This window comes from Barnesiella sp. ET7 (assembly GCF_024733785.1).
GTDB classification, from domain to species: Bacteria; Bacteroidota; Bacteroidia; order Bacteroidales; family Barnesiellaceae; genus Barnesiella; species Barnesiella merdigallinarum.
This window is the reverse complement of the sequence record NZ_JANRHM010000006.1, coordinates 134,945-152,770: the sequence shown is the minus strand read 5'-3', so window position 1 is coordinate 152,770 and position 17,826 is coordinate 134,945. Positions and strand designations below refer to the sequence as shown.

14 protein-coding genes are annotated in these 17,826 nt (G+C 54.7%); 7 read left to right on the top strand and 7 right to left on the bottom strand.

Annotated elements, in window-relative coordinates; translation table 11 throughout:
* Positions 1–67 precede the first annotated feature (67 nt).
* Positions 68–922: a helix-turn-helix domain-containing protein gene (locus NW211_RS05455; protein ID WP_258327193.1), complete on the bottom strand. Its 855-nt coding sequence runs from the start codon at positions 920–922 to the stop codon at positions 68–70.
* 124 nt (positions 923–1,046) lie between these two features.
* Between NW211_RS05455 and NW211_RS05450 the strand changes: the two genes are divergently transcribed.
* On the top strand, positions 1,047–1,712 hold the full coding sequence (locus NW211_RS05450) for a YitT family protein (RefSeq protein ID WP_258327192.1): 666 nt from the start codon (positions 1,047–1,049) through the stop codon (positions 1,710–1,712).
* Positions 1,713–1,725: 13 nt separating this feature from the next.
* Here NW211_RS05450 and NW211_RS05445 read toward each other — a convergent pair whose 3' ends face one another.
* The 3 genes from NW211_RS05445 to NW211_RS05435 all read right to left on the bottom strand — a co-directional run bounded on the left by NW211_RS05445 (position 1,726) and on the right by NW211_RS05435 (position 5,054).
* Positions 1,726–2,322: a ribonuclease HII gene (locus NW211_RS05445; RefSeq protein WP_087408795.1), complete on the bottom strand. Its 597-nt coding sequence runs from the start codon at positions 2,320–2,322 to the stop codon at positions 1,726–1,728.
* 10 nt (positions 2,323–2,332) lie between these two features.
* Positions 2,333–3,400, bottom strand: a complete 1,068-nt coding sequence (locus tag NW211_RS05440; protein WP_087408794.1) for a DUF4831 family protein — start codon at positions 3,398–3,400, stop codon at positions 2,333–2,335.
* A gap of 124 nt (positions 3,401–3,524) precedes the next feature.
* The gene (locus NW211_RS05435) at positions 3,525–5,054 is read right to left on the bottom strand and encodes an NAD(P)H-hydrate dehydratase (protein ID WP_258327191.1); all 1,530 of its coding nucleotides are present in this window, start codon (positions 5,052–5,054) and stop codon (positions 3,525–3,527) included.
* Between the two features lie 348 nt (positions 5,055–5,402).
* Here NW211_RS05435 and hpt point away from each other — a divergent pair, with 348 nt between their 5' ends.
* Positions 5,403–5,945, top strand: coding sequence for a hypoxanthine phosphoribosyltransferase (hpt, locus tag NW211_RS05430; RefSeq protein WP_087408792.1), 543 nt, complete (start codon positions 5,403–5,405; stop codon positions 5,943–5,945).
* Positions 5,946–5,982: 37 nt separating this feature from the next.
* Positions 5,983–6,555 carry an adenylate kinase gene (locus NW211_RS05425; protein ID WP_087408791.1) on the top strand — a complete coding sequence of 191 codons (573 nt, stop codon included), beginning with the start codon at positions 5,983–5,985 and terminating at the stop codon, positions 6,553–6,555.
* Between the two features lie 171 nt (positions 6,556–6,726).
* On the opposite strand, the gene NW211_RS05420 is transcribed toward NW211_RS05425, so the two are convergent.
* The gene (locus NW211_RS05420) at positions 6,727–8,763 is read right to left on the bottom strand and encodes a leucine-rich repeat domain-containing protein (RefSeq protein ID WP_258327190.1); all 2,037 of its coding nucleotides are present in this window, start codon (positions 8,761–8,763) and stop codon (positions 6,727–6,729) included.
* 522 nt (positions 8,764–9,285) lie between these two features.
* Here NW211_RS05420 and obgE point away from each other — a divergent pair.
* Together obgE and pgeF are read left to right on the top strand one after the other, a co-directional pair.
* Positions 9,286–10,422, top strand: coding sequence for a GTPase ObgE (obgE, locus tag NW211_RS05415; RefSeq protein ID WP_087408788.1), 1,137 nt, complete (start codon positions 9,286–9,288; stop codon positions 10,420–10,422).
* Positions 10,422–11,234 carry a peptidoglycan editing factor PgeF gene (gene pgeF / locus NW211_RS05410; RefSeq protein ID WP_258327189.1) on the top strand — a complete coding sequence of 271 codons (813 nt, stop codon included), beginning with the start codon at positions 10,422–10,424 and terminating at the stop codon, positions 11,232–11,234. The genes obgE and pgeF overlap by 1 nt, the downstream gene beginning before the upstream one ends.
* Positions 11,235–11,431: 197 nt before the next feature.
* Here pgeF and NW211_RS05405 read toward each other — a convergent pair whose 3' ends face one another.
* Positions 11,432–13,165 (bottom strand): DNA/RNA non-specific endonuclease, encoded by a 1,734-nt coding sequence (locus tag NW211_RS05405; RefSeq protein WP_258327188.1) that lies wholly within the window; start codon positions 13,163–13,165, stop codon positions 11,432–11,434.
* Positions 13,166–13,487: 322 nt separating this feature from the next.
* Here NW211_RS05405 and NW211_RS05400 point away from each other — a divergent pair, with 322 nt between their 5' ends.
* Entirely contained in the window at positions 13,488–15,110 is a 1,623-nt protein-coding gene (locus NW211_RS05400; protein WP_258327187.1) for a T9SS type A sorting domain-containing protein, read from the top strand.
* 119 nt (positions 15,111–15,229) lie between these two features.
* Here NW211_RS05400 and NW211_RS05395 read toward each other — a convergent pair whose 3' ends face one another.
* Positions 15,230–15,994: a DeoR/GlpR family DNA-binding transcription regulator gene (locus tag NW211_RS05395; RefSeq protein WP_087408784.1), complete on the bottom strand. Its 765-nt coding sequence runs from the start codon at positions 15,992–15,994 to the stop codon at positions 15,230–15,232.
* 231 nt (positions 15,995–16,225) lie between these two features.
* Between NW211_RS05395 and NW211_RS05390 the strand changes: the two genes are divergently transcribed.
* Positions 16,226–17,794 carry a glycerol-3-phosphate dehydrogenase/oxidase gene (locus NW211_RS05390; RefSeq protein ID WP_258327186.1) on the top strand — a complete coding sequence of 523 codons (1,569 nt, stop codon included), beginning with the start codon at positions 16,226–16,228 and terminating at the stop codon, positions 17,792–17,794.
* Positions 17,795–17,826 lie beyond the last annotated feature (32 nt).

Below are 17,826 nucleotides of genomic sequence, written 5' to 3'. Positions count from 1 at the left end.
GCCTGTTTACGTCTAACACCTTATAAGGCAAGGCTCTCGGGAAAGTGCTCCCGGGGGCCTTGTTGTTTCATAGCTCTTTTCGCAACCGGAATTTCAGAGGCGAGAGCCCCGTCTTCTTGACGAAGAATTTGCCGAATACCGACTGGTCCGAGAAGCCCAATTGCGAGGCAATCTCCTTGATGTCGAGGTCGGTACATACCAGCATGCGGCGGGCATCGGCGCAGATGAGTTCCGAGATGAGGAATCGCACGGTGTTGCCGGTCGTCTGCTTGACTATTCGCGAGAGGTAGGTGGTCGAGATGTGCAGCTCGTCGGCATAGAAGCCGATGTCGTGGTGCTGCCTGTAATGGGCTGTCAACAGTTTGCGGAACTTGCGGAATATCTCGCCCGAGCGTTTTACGTAGACCGGCATGTGGCGGTTGCTCTGGCAGAAGGTATCGGCCGTTTGCAACAGCAGCAGGCAGCACAGGTGGTCGATGATGCCGTTTGGGTAGATTTTGAAGCCCCGCAGGTCGCTCGAGAAGAGGGCGAATGTCTGTCGCAGATAGCGGCTTTTCTCGGGTTTCAACGACACGATGGGGAGGTGGTCGGCCTGGATGAACTCGGCCAGTTGGCTGTAGAGCGGCTGGCTGCCGGGCAGGCTGTCGAAGTATTCGGGTACGAGGCAGATGCAGGTAAAGGTGAAGTCGGGGCTTGCATGGTGCAGGGTGGCTGTCAGGCTGGGCGAGAGTACAACCAGATCTTCGCCCTTAATCGCGTAGTCCTGGTGCATGTCGGTGAGCAAAGCTGTTCCACTTTCGACGAAAACGAAAAAGAAGCCTTTGCCGATGGTTGCCCGGTCGTGGGGTGAGAGCCCTTGCCTGTGGGCGAAAGCTCCGATTTGCGGTATCTTGCGAAGCAGGTCGAGTAGCAAAATGTCCATGAGCCGAATTTTTTACCAAAGGTAAGAACTGTTTCGTTTTTAACCAAAGTTGTTTATTCTTTTATGAGCACACATTGCGGAAATAGGGCGAACTTTGCACCGTTTTTTTAAGGTATTACACATTATGATGAATGTTTATTCGTTGAGGCGTTGCTTTTTGTTTGTTGTTTCGCTGTTTATCAACGCCTTGGGTATCGACTTTATTACAAAAGCCTTGTTGGGGACTTCGCCTATTACCGGTGTCAATTATGTATTGAGTCTGTTTACGCCGCTCACGATGGGGCAATGGACGATTATTGTCAATATCCTGTTCATGCTGTTTGAGTTGCCGTTCATGACGCACGAGTCGTTCAAGGAAGATTTGCGTCCCTACCTGCTGCAGATACCCATTTCGCTCAGTTTCGGTATCTTTATCGACTGGGGTATGAACATGTTGTTTTGGGTAGCCCCCGTCAATTTTGTGCAACAGATTGTTTATCTGCTTATTGGCTGTTGTGTGTTGGCCATGGGTATTGCCCTCGAGATGAAGGTGAATGTGGCCATGACGGCCGGCGAGTTTTTTGTGAAGGTGATAGCCCAGCGGTTGAAGCATCCCTTTGGTTTCGTGAAACTGGGATTCGACGTGACGCTGGTGCTGATAGCTTGCATCATGTCGTATCTCTTCTCGTCGACGGTTACCGGCGTAGGGCTGGGTACGGTGGTTTCGGCCTTGCTTGTGGGCCCTATTGTACATATGGTGAGCCCCTTCTACCGTGTGCTCGACCGGTGGTTGCTTTCGCCCGCAGCATAAACGAGTTCCGTAATCAGAAAATGGAGAGTTGCCGCTCGAGCAACTGAAACGATAGCCTGTGGTAAGGCGAAGGCCCGTATTGAGCAATGGCTGCTCGATGAGCTTTGGTGGGATACCCCTTGTTCGATTTCCAGTCGTACATGGGGTATTTTTCGTGCAGTTCGTTCATGTAGTCGTCGCGGTAGGTCTTGGCCAGAATCGAGGCGGCGGCAATGGCCTCGTATTTGCCGTCGCCCTTCACCACGCAGGTGTGGGCAATGCCGGGATAGGGTTTGAAGCGGTTGCCGTCGATGAGCAGATGCTGGGGGGTGACCCGCAGCTGCTCGATGGCCCGGTGCATGGCCAGGAACGAGGCGTTGAGAATGTTGATGCGGTCAATCTCCTGCGGGGTGACAATCCCCACAGCCCAAGCCAGGGCCGCCTCTTCGATGAGGGGGCGCAGGGCATAGCGCTGTTTCTCGGTCAGTTTTTTCGAGTCGTTGAGCAGTTCGTTGCGGAAGTCGGGTGGCAGCACCACGGCTGCGGCATAGACCGCCCCGGCCAGACAGCCGCGACCCGCCTCGTCGCAGCCGGCTTCGACCACTCCGCTGTTCATGTAGGGCAGCAACATATTCTCTCGGTTATTTCCCTAATTGACGGATAGCCCCGGTCTGGGGATAGAAGGTGGCGCAGGTGGGGTTCTTCTTGTCGGTGAAGAGCGACGGGTCGAGCCCGAAGATAACGCCGAACTGGGCCACCGGCACTTCGCCTTTGAACAGGGCTTTTTTGCCGTCGGTGAGAGTCACCTCGGCCTTGCCGGGAATGGCGTAGGGCACGGCATTCTTGGGCATCTTTTTCACCTCGCCCTTGTTGTCGACGGGGAGTTGTCCCTCCTCGGTAATTTGCAGGTTGAGGTATATGGGGGCGCCGCTCAGGTTATTGGAGTCGACTATGCCATAGAGGTCGGAGATGCGGAACACCACCTCGTTGGTTGCCTCAGCTACGGGGATATAGTCGATGTGCTTGACCACCGTTTCGGTTTGGGTCGTACCCATGAAGAGGGCGGTGAGGGCAGCCTCCTGCTCGTCGAGCTGTTGGATGACGAGTTTGAACGATTCGCCGTCGGCCGGCAGCTCGTCCACCTCGCCGGTAACCAGGTTCAGGCGGCTTTCGCGTATGCGGTAGAGCTGCTTGGCAGCCACCTCGGCCATCTTGGCGGTCGAGGCCGACATGAGCAGCTCTTCGGAGTATACCTTGGCATAGTCGTGGTTATCGAGGGGCGACTTCTTTTTGGCTTTAGGTTCGATGGGGACAATCGTGTCGACCACGGGTTCGGTGTTGATCGAGAGCAACAGGCCGTTTTCGTCGAGTACGATGTAGCCGTCGCTACCCGACTTGAACTGCATGAGGTATTGCTCCTCGGGGTCGGGCACTCCGTAGGGGTTGACCTTGACCGAAGTGAGGCTCCACGATTCGGAGTCCTGGGTGATGGCACCCGGTATGCCCAGATATTTCTCGGCATACTGATAGTAGGGGCCTGCCTTGCGGATGGTCTTTGTGGCTACGACCTCGAGGTCGAGGTGAGTTTGCGGCAAAGAGAATATGAGTCCGTACTCGTTATGTTTGTCGGCGGTGAGTCTTTTCGTCTCCTGAGCCAATCCTATGCTGGTCGTGAAGAGCAGGCAGAGGGATAAGAGGGCGTATTTCATAGAGCTTTGTATTGTTTTGCTGTTGGTTTACATTCGGGAGAACTCGGAGTCGGGAGCCGTACATAGGCTTTTTCCCCTCGCCGGGTTATTCTATCTTTTACAAAGATAGCGAATGTTTTGAAATTTATTGCATTCGCTCCGTTTTTATCTGTTTGAAGGCTTGTCCCAGACGGGCCACGATGTCGCCGGCTGTGACGAACTCTTCGCCCTCCTGTCGGGCGGCAATGTCGCCGGCCGTACCATGAACGAATACTCCGATGATAGCCGCCTCTTCGGGGGAATAGCCTTGGGCCAGCAGAGAGCCGATGATGCCGGTAAGCACGTCGCCGCTGCCGGCGGTAGCCATGCCGGGGTTGCCCGTGGAGTTGAAGTAGATTGAGCCGTCGGGCATGGCTATGGCCGTATGGGCCCCTTTCAGCACCACGATAATATCGTATTTGACAGCTACATGAGTGGCACATTTCAGCCGGTCGGCATCGCTGGTTTGCGGGCCGAACATGCGCTCCAGTTCAATGACATGCGGGGTGAGTATGGTGTGGGAGGGCAGCGATTGCAGAATGCTCGGGTCCTGAGCAATGCAGTTCAGCGCGTCGGCATCGAGCACGAGGGGTTGCTTCACCTCCTGAAGCAGATGCTTGAGAGCCGCTATCGAGGTGGCGTTGCACCCCATGCCCGGGCCTGCGGCCAGCGCCGTGTAACGCCGGTTCGAGGGAATCTCTTCGATATGCTCTTCGCCTTTGTCGGGCGAGAAGAGCGCTTCGGGTACAGCTGTTTGCAGAATGAGGTTGGCGCAGCGAGGCGCGTGGACCGATACCAGACCGGCCCCGCTGTGCAGGGCAGCCCGGGCGGCGAGAACCGAAGCTCCCACCATGCCGTATTGTCCGGCGGCAAGCAGCAGGTGGCCGTAGTCGTGCTTGTCGGTGTATTTGGCCCGAGTATGCAGGTGGCGGACTACATCGATGGCCGTAGTGAGGTAGTAGTCGGTGGCCGTCTCGGCGATAGCCCGGGGGTGCAGACCGATGTCGAGCACCTTGACCCGACCGGTAAACTGGGTATTCTCGGCAAAGAAGAAAGCCAGTTTAGGAGTCTGGAGGGTAAGGGTGAGGTCGGCTTTGACCACACGGTCGGGCGAGGCGTCGGGATTCCATTCGCCGAAGAGGCCCGAGGGGATGTCGATGGAGATGACAAAGGCCTCGGACTCGTTGATATATCGGGCCAGCGAGGCAAATCCGCCCGAAAGCGGGTCGTGCAGTCCGGCCCCGAACAGGCCGTCGATGATGACATCGCCTCGTTGTATTTCGGGCGGAGTAAACTGGTTGGTGATTTCGTAGAACTGGGTGATGCCGGTAGCCCTCAATCGGTCGCAGTTGCGCGCGCAGTCGGTCGACAGGCGATGGCTGGGTATGGTATTGAACAGATAGACGGCCGGTTGATAGCCCAATCCCAGCAGCAGGCGAGCCGTAGCCAGTGCATCGCCCCCGTTGTTGCCGGGGCCGGCAAAGATATAGAGGCGGCGGTCGGGCGATACGGTTTTACTGATCTCTTCGGTGAGAGCTTCGGCTGCCCGCTCCATCAGGTCGATCGAGTCGATAGGCTCGTATTCTAAAGTAAGTTGGTCGAGCAACTTGGTCGATTGGGTCGTAAACAGTTTCATGTCGTACAGGTTTTACCCTCGGCTACAGGGCCGGGAGGAGTCTTACAAAGATAGTGAAAGGTGAGAGCAGAGACAAAAAGAAAACGAAGTTTTCGTTTTTGATTTATGCCGAACTGCATCTTATCATCTATAAAGAGAGCGAAAGTCGAAAGAGGAAGAGCTAGTTTGCTTGATTTTTTATATTGAAGCATATTCTGTCTACTTCGAAAACATGCGAAAAAAACGGGCTAAGAAATATTTTGGCAGGTCAAGAGGCGATGCAAACGGTAATTCTGCAAAAATATAGTGTGTCGTTATCGGAGTTTTTGCGATTTATTATAACTTTGTGCAACATTCAGAATAACACCAATGGACACAAAGATTCAGATTAAGGACCGTTTTTTCACGCCCTATATTTCGAAAGAAAAGATTGCCGAGGCTGTGGCTCGTGTCGCTTCGCAGATGAACGAAGACCTGGCCGGAAAGAACCCCCTCTTTTTATGCGTATTGAACGGTGCATTTGTTTTTGCCGCCGATCTGTTTCGCGAAATCAAGGTCGATTCCGAGATTTCGTTTATCCGCATGAAATCGTACGAGGGCATGCACTCGACGGGCGAAGTAAAACAAATCTATGGTTTGCAACAAGATATTACCGACCGCACGGTAGTGGTGGTCGAGGATATTGTCGATACGGGTTTCACCATCCAGCAGCTGCTCAAGCAGCTTTATGCCCACAATCCCAAAGAGGTGAAGGTGGCCACGCTGCTGTTCAAGCCCGAGTCGCTCAAGTGCGATGTAAAGCCCGACTATGTGGCGCTCGAGATTCCCCCCGCCTTTATCGTGGGTTATGGCCTCGACTATGACGAGCAGGGGCGTAATCTGAAAGATATTTATGTCGTTGTCGAAGATTGAACAAACACAAGGTTGAATAGGATAATATTAAGGTAAAATGTTGAATGTAGTTATTTTTGGCGCTCCGGGTTCGGGTAAAGGAACTCAGAGCGAGAATCTTATCAAGGAGTATGGTCTGTTCCATATTTCTACGGGTGATGTATTGCGCGAGCAGATTGCCAAAGGTACCGAACTGGGCAAGACAGCCGATTCGTATATTTCGAAAGGTCAGCTTATTCCCGACGAGTTGATGGTCGATATTCTGGCTCATGTACTCGACTCGCACGAAGAGGCCAAGAAGGGCGTCATCTTCGACGGTTTTCCCCGTACCATTGCACAGGCCGAGGCTTTGAACCGCATGTTGGCCGAGCGTCAGGCTCAGGTAGATGTGGTGCTGGGTCTCGAGGTCGAGGAGCAGGAGCTGATCGACCGTCTGCTGAAACGCGGACAGGTATCGGGCCGCAGCGACGACAACCTGGAGACTATCCAGAAACGTCTCGATGTCTACCACAACCAGACCAGACCGCTCAAGGACTTCTATCAGAAAGAGAAGAAATATCGTGCTATCCCCGGCATGGGCAGCATCGACGATATTTTCGAGAGCATCAAGAAAGAGATTGCCAGCTTGTAAACCGCATGCAAGCCGGCAGAAAGGAGTGCCCCCGGACGGGGTGCTCCTTTTTTTTGTGTCTGGTGTTGCCTCAATTGCCCGTGTAGGGAAGAGTCGATAGAGAAGAAGAGGGTGCCCTCAAGTCGATGACTTGACAAGGCACCCTCTTTTGCAAGTGGCGTGTTTGGAAAATTATTTGACCACTTTGAATGTTTTGACAGTTCCACCAGAAGTTACCCGAATGAGGTAGAGACCTTGGGCAGCAGGTTGGAACGAAACCGAACCTTGAGCCCCGTCGATGCGATCGACAAGGTTGCCCGTAGCGTTGAAGAGCTCGACCGTACAGTTGCTCAGCTCGCCCAATACCACCTGCAGCATGCCGGCATTTTGGGCTACGAAGCAGGCATTGCCTTCGAGTTGTTCGATACCCGACTGAACCTTGCCGGTGTAGTGGAGCACGATTTTCTGATTTTGGTCGCCGTCGGCATTTTCGACAATACCGGCCGGGATAGTCACATAATACTCTTCGCCGCTTTCCAGGACAATGGGTTGAACGCCCTCTTGATACTCATCGGCCGGGAATACATTTACCGTTTTTCCGCTGGCATAGGCCATCCAGCCACCCTCGTTCACGACTAGTTCGCCATAGAGCTCTTGGCCTTTTACGACGGTTACCTCGGGGTATTGTTGCACGAGCGAGATGTTGTCGGCAAAGGTAATTTCGAGTGTGCCGAGGGTCTCGAGCTCCGAATCGTTGGCAGGGAGCACACTCTCGTAAGCCAAGACTCCGGTAGCCGACTCGACGATGTGGTCGAACTGGTAGCCCCACTCGCTGTCCTCATAGTCGGCTTTGCAGCCTTTGGGAACATACACGGTTACCTGTGAGGCTTCAAGGTTGCCAAAGGGGTGGTCGTAACCCTCGTAATAGTTCAGTACGGGAGGGGTGGCACCCAGGCAGAATACTTCGGTGAGAGCGGTGCAGCCGTTGAAGGCGTAGGCCTCGATGTCGCGGATGCTTGCGGGAATCGTTATCGATTTCAGAGCGGTACACTGGGCAAAGGTCCCTTCATACACGGCAGTCATGTTTTCGGGAAGAACTAGTGTGGTCAGTTGCGTCAAGGCAAAAGCCTGGTTACCCATCAGTACGAGCGATGCGGGGAAGTTGATTTCGGACAGGGCCGACTCGGAGAAGGCGTTGTCGTCGAAGGCACGCATACCATCGGGCACAACTATTTTCTGTACGTTTGAGTGCGCAAATGCACCTTCGCCCACACCCAGACAGCCGTCGGCAATGGTGTATTCGGTAGCTTCGGCTTTTGTCGGATAGGCCATGAGCACTTTACCGTCGGACGAGTACAATACCCCGTTTATGGCTTGGCATACGGTGTTGCCGGCCTCTACTTCGAAGGCTGTTACTCCCGTGTAGAAGAAGGCCGCGTCGCCAATCTCGGTTACGCCGGCCGGGATGGTTACCGAAGCGAGCGACGAGTCATCGAGGAAAGCATATTCTCCTATCGACTTGAGGCTGGCAGGGAGGTTTATTTCGGTCAGTTTGCTGCACTCTCTGAAGGCACCTTCGCTCAGCACTTCTACTCCTTCGCCCAGAGTTACCCGGGCCAGGTTGGGGCAGAGCTGGAAGGCATTGTTGCCAATCGTCTTGCAGCTGCCGGGAATCTCAATCTCGGTAATGGCCGTCTTGTAGAAGGCTCCACTGCCTATCGAGGTGAAGTCACCGGCAAAGGTGATAGTGGTCAGTCCCTGGTCATTGAAGAAACAACTTTGCGGAATCTCGGTCACTCCGGCCGGAATAGCCAGCGAGCTCAGTTTGCTGTTCGAAGCCAGGGCATAGGCTCCCAGTGTGGTGAGGTTTTGCGACAGTACTACCTCTTCCAGATCGTAGTTGTAGTAGATGGCGTTGCTTTTCAGGGCCGTTACAGTGTTGGGCATTTCGATTTTGCGAATGTCCGACAACCACTGGAAGGCATACTCTTCGAGCGAAGTCACGGTGTAGTTTTTCCCTTCGTAAGCGACCGATTCGGGAATGATAACTTCGGTCATCGGGGTTTCGTCCGATCCATACGTCTCGTTAAATCCCGACACGCCTACCGTATTCTCGCCGGTAACGGTGTATTGGATTCGATTTACCTCAAATGTTGTAGCATCTGCGGCTTTGGACTGGAACGGGCAAAGAGCTGTAATGAGAGCAAAAAAAGTAAGAAATCTCTTCATAGTTATACCTGTTTTAGTTAATACGACTGCAAAGGTATATGTTTCCATAATATATGGAAATATATACATAAAATCTTTATTAAAAAGAGTTATTGTGAATTTTTATTTATTTTTCTTATCGGTAGATTTTACTTGAAATCTCGATAAGGGACTATCGCTGTACAAATCGGTATTCCTATTTAAAAAAGATAAAGTGTCTGAAACCCGATGGGGTTTGACTTTTTGTTTCTATCTTTATGGATAGAAGATGGGATGCGGTTCGGGATAATCAGACTCGAAATTTTGTTTCGGTTTGCCTCTCCGACCACTTTTCACTATCGTTTGTTACACGAAGACAGGAGGTGGCTCGACATGGTCAAATTTGAAAACAAAGTTTTCATTTGCCACTGCTCTCGCCTTTCACTATCTTTGTAGAAGACAGGAGGCGGCTCGGCATGGTCAAATTTGAAAACAAAGTTTTCATTTGCCACTGCTCTCGCCTTTCACTATCTTTGCAGCGGATAATAAAAATAAGAGAAGAATATGGCAGAGTCGAATTTTGTAGATTATGTGAAGATACTGTGTCGCTCGGGCAAAGGGGGTGCCGGAGCCATGCACTTGTACCGGGCCAAGTATGTGCCCAAAGGCGGTCCCGACGGCGGCGACGGCGGCCGGGGCGGTAATATTTATTTGCGGGCCAACCGCAATTTGTGGACTCTGCTGCACCTGAAATATTCGCGTCACGTCTTTGCCGGCAATGGTTCGCCCGGCGGGGCCAACCGCAGTTTCGGCAAGGATGGTGAGGACAAGACCATCGAGGTGCCCTGCGGTACGGCGGTATTCGATGCCGACACGGGCGAGTTCCTGTGCGAGGTAACCCAGGACGGCGAGGAGCTGGTGCTTCTCAAAGGGGGCCGGGGAGGCTTGGGCAACTGGCATTTCAAGTCGGCCACCAACCAGACTCCGCGTTATGCCCAGCCCGGTGAGCCGGCTATCGAGCGCACCGTGATTCTGGAGCTGAAACTGCTGGCCGATGTGGGTCTGGTGGGATTCCCCAATGCGGGCAAATCGACCCTGCTCTCTACCATATCGGCAGCCCGTCCCAAGATTGCCGACTATCCCTTTACCACCCTCGAGCCCAATCTGGGCATTGTCTCGTATCGCGACAACCGCTCGTTTGTGATGGCCGATATTCCCGGTATCATCGAGGGGGCCAGCGAGGGCAAGGGTCTGGGGTTGCGTTTCCTCCGCCACGTCGAGCGCAATGCCGTGTTGCTCTTTATGGTGCCGGCCGATGCCGACAGTATTCGGGGCGAGTACGAAATCCTGCTGCGCGAGCTCACCGCCTTTAACCCCGATTTGCAGGACAAGCAGCGGGTGCTGGCCGTGACCAAGTGCGACATGCTCGACGACGAGTTGCTCGAGGCCCTGAAAGAGGATTTGCCCGACATCCCTACCGTATTTATTTCGTCGGTGACGGGGCTGGGCATTACCGAATTGAAAGATCTCTTGTGGAATCAGCTCAACGACGAGTCCAACCGGGTGATGACCTTGACGCACCGCAACCTCGATGCCCGTCACCGGGTAGCCGAGGAGGACAATTTCGATACGAGCGCCGGGCTCGACGATGAGGCCGACGACCTGGTCGACGGCGATAACTTCGACGAAGAGGAGTGGTGATGATTCTGCACACGACCGATACTTTCCGCTGGTACTCTTTCCCGCTTTTCGATGCGCTGCCGGGTGTCGTCACCTTTGTCACTACCCGAGGGGGCGTTGTGACGGACGATTCTTTCTCGACCGATAATCTGGGCGAATATACCGACGATGCTCCCGAGCGGGTGGCTGCCAACCGGCGGCGGTTGCACGATGCCTTGGGGTTCGACTGCCTGGCTGCTCCCCATCAGGTGCATGGGGTGGAGGTGGCTGCGGTTTCCCGCGACTGGCAGGACAGCCCTGACGGCGATAGGCGACAGATGCTCGAGGGTGTCGATGCGGTGATGACCGACCGCACCGGAATAGCTGTGGCCGTCTCTACGGCCGATTGTGTGCCGGTGCTGCTCTACGACCCCGACCACCGGGCTTGTGCCGCCGTGCATGCGGGGTGGCGGGGCATGGCGGCCCACATCATCCGCGCTACGGTCGAGTCGATGCAAGCCCGTTACGATACCCGGCCCGCCCGCTTGTATGCAGCGGTGGGGCCGTCGATAGGTCCCGACAGTTTCGAGGTGGGCGACGAGGTGGTCGAGGCTTTCCTCTCGGCCGGATTCGACGAGCGGGCTGTGGTGCGGCGCTATCCGTCGCGCCGGTCGCACATCGACCTGTGGGCGGCAGCCGTCGAGGAGCTGGAGGCTTGCGGGGTGGAACTTTCGCACATCGAGGTGGCCGGTATCTGTACCCGGGAGCACAGCGACGAATTTTTCTCGGCACGGGCACTGGGTGTGCGCTCCGGCCGTTTTCTCACCGGATTGTATTTTCGGCAGGAGGGGTAAGCCCCGTTCTGTTGCCTGCCTTTGACATTACGCGGGCCTCTTTTTACGGCCCGGGAAACTCTGTCTGTACCGAAATAAAAAAGACTGAACCCTCGATCGAGTCGTCGGGTTACAGTCTTTTATAATCGACCGCACATCAGTCGTCTGGTGGTCGGCGTTTCCCCTTTTTTAGTATTGTCTGTCTCAGTGGGGATAGGTTAGAGAGCCCACTCTGAGGGTGTGCATTGTTGTTTCACCGCGGCGTCGACCGTGGGGAAGAAGGTGAATCCCGTCTGTTGCTCGATATACTCTACCGATTTGCAACAGTCGGTACTGAAGGCGGTGGGATAGTCGCTACGATGCTCGAGCCAGAAGCCAATGGCTTTCAGCTCGCCGGCATCGCACTGGCCGACGGCTTTCCCCGTATTGCCCGAGCGGGTGCGCAGAATCACCTTGAAGTAGTGGGTGGGCACGGGGCACAGTTTGGCGTTGGGGTCGCGGCTGCTGCCATAGCTGCCGTCGTAGGTCGTGGTGTATCCGTTGCCGAAGTAGCAGCCCGTCACCACATAGAGGGTATCGTTGCAGATGTTGTTGCGGATTTTACTCTCGAGCGATTCCCACACGCCGCTGTTGAAGTCGCTGTTTTGCGGCGTCATGTTCGAGGCGTAGAAGGTCTGGCTGTTCAGCTCGTCGTTCACGGTGCGGTCGCCCGAGGGTATCTGGTGGCCGCGCGAATAGCCGTCGTAATAGCAGTAGGGGTTGCCGTAAAGCAGCGCCTGGAAACTCTCCTCGATCAAGGGGTCGGCCGCCCAGGCATCGGTGCGTCCGCTGCCGCCCCGGTAGCAGGCGTGCAGGGGATAGGCCACCCACAGGGCGGCATGCTTGTCGCGGTCGAAGAGCAGGGTGTAGTTGCGCACCCGTTGGCCGCCGATGAGGCCGTAGTGTGTCACCACCTCGTCGCCGGTGCCGTAGACCGGCAGTTCGGCCGGGGGATAGACGGTATTGTCAAAGGTGATGACCTGGCCCGACGGGTCGCCGTCGGTCAGCCGCACATCGTCGATGCGCATCATGTTGGCCCCGTCGGTGGTGCTGAACCGGATACCGAGGGTGCCATCGGTGAGTCCCTCGACCGAAAACTCGCAGGTGGTGAGCTCCCAGTTGTTGGTCAGCGGTCGGGTATAGTCGAGAGCTACCCACGACGAGCCGTTACCCACCTCGACCCGCAGGTCGGTGTAGTCGAACAGTTTGTTCTCGGAACTGCCGAATTGCAACACGAAGTCGCGTTCTTCGCCCACCCGTATGCCGTTGATGGCGACGAAACTGCCGCTCTTGTTGAAGTAGAGGTTGTTTTTTCCTGAAGCGTAAGGCTTGTAGTCGGCCGACGGGGCGTAGTCCGAGGTCCAGTCGCTCCGCACCGATACGCTCATCTGGTCGTAGGTCTCGCTGCCCTGGCCGGTGCCCGAGGCATTTTTCCAGCCGTCGAACTGGTCGAGGTAGGGCCAGTAGGTATTCTTTTGCGCCACCTCCCGGTCGAAATCGTTGTTATAGATAACGGTGCGTTCGGGGATAACGACCGCCGCTTCGCGTGTGACGGTCACCTCGCGCACGATTGCTTTCTCGTTGTCGCTCCGGGGTACGGTCGATACGGTGAGCTTGCAACTCTCGCCGACCGGAGCGTCGGTGATGCGTATCGTCCACTCGCCGCTTGTTCCCTCGCTTCGATCTATCTTCAGGGCGGCATTCGCCACGGTTGCCCGCCACGAGGTGTTGGTGCTGACAGAGACGACGTTTTTCGACGCATCGTTCTCGTCGAAAGTCAGTTGTTCGGGCGATACGGTGAGGATAATCTCATCGGGAGGGGTTCCGGGCATTTCGGGTTCCTGTTGCTTTTCCTCTTCACAGGCGCAGAGCGTGAGAAGCAGGCATAGCGGGTAGAAAAATACCTTTTTCATCTCTGTTGAATTTGTCACATTATTTACAAAAGTAGTCGAGGTGCTCTCAAGCGAGCGGGCAATGCGTCAAATTTTGGCGTCAATGCGTCAAAATGTGTATCATGAAGAGGTTCTACTGGGGTCAGATTCGATTTAGATCCATTGATAAAGGTTGTGGAGCAGCCTGTTAACCCGCTAAAAATATCCAATACCTCTATTCCCCTGGAGGGAGAGAGGGTATTGGATAGGAACGGGTGGTGATTGTTCGAATCAACTGTTTTTCCCCGATAGGTTGTTTTAAACGAACCTCTCGACCGATTGCGATGCACTGGGCAATAAGCGCATGCTCGGTCACAAGGCCTTGAGTGCCGACGGGCAGAGACGTCCCGACTATGGTTGCTTCGAAACCTGGAATACGGCCGACAACCTGGTTGTCAACCTGAACGATACCGATTATCCGCGGGCCGGTAGTGTGGCCTATGTGGGTAAGTATGGCGAGCTGCGCATGACTTCGGCCTTTACTCGCACCTTCTCGCCTTCCTTCCTGCTGTTGCGTCATTCGGCCGGATTGCGGGCCGGCAATCATGCCGTATCGCTCTACAATCTGGCTATCGAGCGCGACCTGAATCCGCTCATCGATGCCTCGACCGCCTCGTGGGATATGGTGAGCCTGCCCTTCTCGTTGGCAGTCGGTGGAGGGTCGTTGCAAAACGGCGTTACTATCGACGGCAATCCCGTCGAGGCCATACAGGCATCCGACGCGGTGAACGACAATGGTGGGCAACAGTTGTATCTCTACCAATACGACGGAGCCAAACGGGCCGAGGATTTGTATAGTGCCGTAGCTCCTCAAAACAGCAAATACTGGACCTTCGAAAATAGTCAGATAGGCGCCAACGTGGGTTACCTCATGGCTACCCCTGTGGCAACCGATGCGGTGACCGTGCGCTTCACTAAGTCTTCATCGGCTCTGCCTGTTTATGAAGAGACGGCCAGTGGAGCGAAGAGTCTGCTCTTGCGGCAATACAATCTGAAGAATGTGGTGAACGGGCGTCCTCAGTTTACCTATAAGGAGAACATGGGCTGGAACCTCTTCGGTATTCCGTATCTCTGCTCCTACACCAGCGAGCAGATGAGCATCGACCACATTCTCTACTCGTATGATTCGGCAGCCCGCAGCTTCGTCGCCTTGAACTCGTGGGAGGGCAACACGATAGCTCCCTTCTCGGCTCTCTTCACCCAGACGGCAACTCTGCTCGAGTCGGAAGAACTGACCTTGGACAAACCCGCCATTCCGCTGACTACCTCGCCGGCACCGCACGGCCTCCGGCTGAGCATATCGGGCAACAACCCGGCGGCCGGCAGCGACTGTGTATCGCTTGTAGCCGATGTGATAGACGATGAGCCTATGGACTTCGACATGAGCAACGATGCGTTGAAGATGATGAGCTTCGACCCGCGGGTACCCCAGATTTACGTCTACAATGCCGACGGGGTGCGGTTTGCCCACACCCAGACGGCCGATGTCGAGGGCGAGACTCCGCTGGGAGTTTATACCGGCGAGGCCGGCGTCTACGAGATAGCTTTGACCGACGACTCGGACTACGACCGCTACGAGCGGGTAATCCTGAGCGATCACTTCACCAGCTCCAAGGTCGACCTGAAAGAGGGCTCGTATAGCTTTACGGTCGATGATAAGGCCAACGAAAACGGCCGCTTCACGCTGTCGTTTGGCGCGCTGGACGACGAAATGCTTTCGCCTCGCTTCTATTCGCCCGAAAAGCGGCGGTTGCGCGTGGTGAATCTGCAGGGCGGCGAGACGATACGCGTCTACGACACGTTGGGCCGTGAGCAGGTGGTACGTAGGGCCGCCGGTGCAACCGACGAGTTTGAAATCGAGTCGGGTGTTTATGTGATACGGATTGGACAGAAAAATCCGGTTAAGGGGAAAGTGGTGGTGAAATAGACCGATGGGTCTATTACACCCTTAACCGGCTGAAAAACGATAAGAAACGAAAGGCGTGGAATCGACTTCCACGCCTTTCGTTTCTTTATGCCTGTTTATAAATAGGATTAAATTCGAAATCAGGCAATAATCAATTCGATACCGGCCTCTTCGATACTCTTGGCAATCGAGGGCGAGATGCCCGAATCGGTAACGATGACATCGACCTGGTCGAGGGTGCAGATTTTTCCGAAACCCCGTTTGCCGAACTTGGACGAGTCGGCCAGTACGATGGTGCGCAGCGAGGCGGCAATCATGCGTTGGTTGAGTCGGGCCTCGTCGATGTTCGAGGTGGTGAGACCATAGTCGAGGTCGATGCCGTCGACACCCATGAAGAGCTTGGAGCAGGTGAGGTTGTCGAAGGCGTGAGTGGCCAGGTCGCCAATCACCGAGAAGGAGCTTTTGCGCAGTGTCCCGCCCAACTGAATCACATGGATATGCTCAAACCGGTTGAGCAGGGTCGATACGTTGAGCGAAGCCGTGACCACCGTCAGGTTCAAGTCGTCGGTAATCTCTTCGGCAAAGGCGTAGACGGTGCTGCCCGAGGCCACGATAATCGAATCGTTGGGCTCGATCAGTTTGATGGCTTTGTGGGCGATACGCCGCTTGGCTTCGCTGTTGATACGCTCTTTGATGTGGATATTGATGTCGGCCGTATGGGGATTCACCGGGCTGGCACTCCCGTGCGTACGGAACAAAAGTTTCTTTTCTTCCAGCAGCTTCAGGTCTTTTCGTATGGTAACGGGGGTTACGTCCAGTTCGCGGGCGATATCCAGAACCTTTACAAATCCTTGGGAATTGAGCTTGTCGAGAATGTATTTGTGTCGTTCTGCAATACTGAGCATATATATTATATAATGTATTTATACGACAAATATAAAATTTATTTGAATAAAGCCCAAATAATATAGATAAATATTTTTGAAAACGAAATGAAATATCTTTGAAACGAAAACGAAACGAAAAATATACACATATTTTCTTGTTTTATCTATCCTTTTTTATTTTCTTTGTATCACGAAAAGAAAGTAGAATCGCGAAGGTTGATAAGAAATCAAAAATTGAAAGATAAGAAAATGAAACGTAAGGGCTTGATAAAAGAGATGGCCGAGGAAAAGAGACCATGGGATTTGTTGGTGATAGGAGGCGGAGCCACCGGGCTGGGCGTGGCAGTCGATGCGTCGAGTCGAGGCTATCGTGTCTTATTGGTTGAACAACACGACTTTGCCAAAGCTACTTCGAGCAGAAGTACGAAGCTGGTGCACGGGGGGGTGCGTTATTTGCGGCAGGGCGATATATCGATGGTAATCGAGGCTTTGCACGAGCGTGGTCGCCTGTGGCGTAATGCTCCGCATCTGGTAAAAGACATGCGTTTCATTATAGGCAATTATCGTTGGTGGGAGCAGCCGTTCTACACGATTGGGTTGTGCTGCTACGACTTCCTGGCCGGCCGGCTGGGTTTGGGACGTTCGCTGCCGCTGTCGAAGAAACAGACGTTGAAGGAACTGCCGGGTCTGCTGCACGACCACCTGCGCGGCGGTGTGGTATATCACGACGGACAGTTCGACGATTCGCGCATGGCCATTACGCTCATGCAGAGTGCTGCCGATCACGGAGCCGTGTGCATCAACTATATGAAGGTGACTTCGCTGCTCAAGGACCCTTCGGGCAAGATTCGGGGGGCCGTTCTGGAGGATACGCTCGAGGGCGGTACCTACGAAGTGAATGTGAAAGGGGTGGTCAATGCCACCGGCGTGTATGTCGACGACATCATGCAGATGGACAAGCCCGAGAGTCGCAAGAAGGTACGCCCCAGTCAAGGGGTGCATATCGTGGTCGATGCCGCCTTTCTGGGTGGAGAGTCGGCCCTGATGATTCCCAAGACCCGCGACGGCCGGGTGCTCTTCGGGGTGCCTTGGCACGGCAAGGCGGTGCTGGGTACGACCGATACGCCGCTCAATGAAAATTCGCTCGAACCCAAACCGCTCGACGAGGAGATTGATTTCATTCTCGACCAGGCCGGACAATACCTCACCCGCAAGCCCAAACGCAGCGACGTGCTGTCGGTCTTTGCCGGATTGCGTCCGTTGGCAGCTCCCTCGAACAGCGATTGCAAAAAGACGAAAGAGATTTCGCGCAACCACAAGATATATGTTTCCGACTCGGGCATGCTCACCATTACCGGCGGCAAGTGGACTACCTACCGGCAGATGGCCGAGGATGCGGTCGATAAGGTGGCCGAACTGATAGGGCTCGAACGTCGCCCGTGCGTGACGTGCAAGATGAGGCTGCACGGCTATCGCGAGCAGGTAGACCGCTCGACGTGGGACTACGTCTATGGAAGCGATGCCGACAAGATAGCCGCCATGATTGAGAATGATGCTTCGCTGGGCGACCTGCTCCATATCGGTTACACCTTCCGGGTGGCTCATGTGGTGTGGGCCGTGCGTGAAGAGATGGCGCAGACTGTCGAGGATGTATTGGCCCGCCGGGTGAGAGCCCTCTTTATGGATGCCCGCGCCGCTATCGACATGGCACCCCGGGTGGCCTCGATCATGGCTCGCGAGATGGGTAAGGACCGACGGTGGGAGGCCGACCAGGTCGAAGCCTTTACCCGTTTGGCGAAAAACTATATTTTGGCATGATTGCCTGGAAGAAAGAAGGATAGAGAATAAAA

Excerpts from the sequence above, each read along its gene's own strand:
- NW211_RS05425 (WP_087408791.1), top strand. The coding sequence starts at position 5,983 with ATGTTGAATGTAGTTATTTTTGGCGCTCCGGGTTCGGGTAAAGGAACT.
- NW211_RS05445 (WP_087408795.1), bottom strand. The coding sequence starts at position 2,322 with ATGTTGCTGCCCTACATGAACAGCGGAGTGGTCGAAGCCGGCTGCGAC.
- NW211_RS05450 (WP_258327192.1), top strand. The coding sequence starts at position 1,047 with ATGATGAATGTTTATTCGTTGAGGCGTTGCTTTTTGTTTGTTGTTTCG.
- hpt (WP_087408792.1), top strand. The coding sequence starts at position 5,403 with ATGGACACAAAGATTCAGATTAAGGACCGTTTTTTCACGCCCTATATT.
- NW211_RS05455 (WP_258327193.1), bottom strand. The coding sequence starts at position 922 with ATGGACATTTTGCTACTCGACCTGCTTCGCAAGATACCGCAAATCGGA.
- NW211_RS05440 (WP_087408794.1), bottom strand. The coding sequence starts at position 3,400 with ATGAAATACGCCCTCTTATCCCTCTGCCTGCTCTTCACGACCAGCATA.
- NW211_RS05405 (WP_258327188.1), bottom strand. The coding sequence starts at position 13,165 with ATGAAAAAGGTATTTTTCTACCCGCTATGCCTGCTTCTCACGCTCTGC.
- obgE (WP_087408788.1), top strand. The coding sequence starts at position 9,286 with ATGGCAGAGTCGAATTTTGTAGATTATGTGAAGATACTGTGTCGCTCG.
- NW211_RS05400 (WP_258327187.1), top strand. The coding sequence starts at position 13,488 with ATGCTCGGTCACAAGGCCTTGAGTGCCGACGGGCAGAGACGTCCCGAC.
- pgeF (WP_258327189.1), top strand. The coding sequence starts at position 10,422 with ATGATTCTGCACACGACCGATACTTTCCGCTGGTACTCTTTCCCGCTT.
- NW211_RS05390 (WP_258327186.1), top strand. The coding sequence starts at position 16,226 with ATGAAACGTAAGGGCTTGATAAAAGAGATGGCCGAGGAAAAGAGACCA.
- NW211_RS05420 (WP_258327190.1), bottom strand. The coding sequence starts at position 8,763 with ATGAAGAGATTTCTTACTTTTTTTGCTCTCATTACAGCTCTTTGCCCG.
- NW211_RS05395 (WP_087408784.1), bottom strand. The coding sequence starts at position 15,994 with ATGCTCAGTATTGCAGAACGACACAAATACATTCTCGACAAGCTCAAT.
- NW211_RS05435 (WP_258327191.1), bottom strand. The coding sequence starts at position 5,054 with ATGAAACTGTTTACGACCCAATCGACCAAGTTGCTCGACCAACTTACT.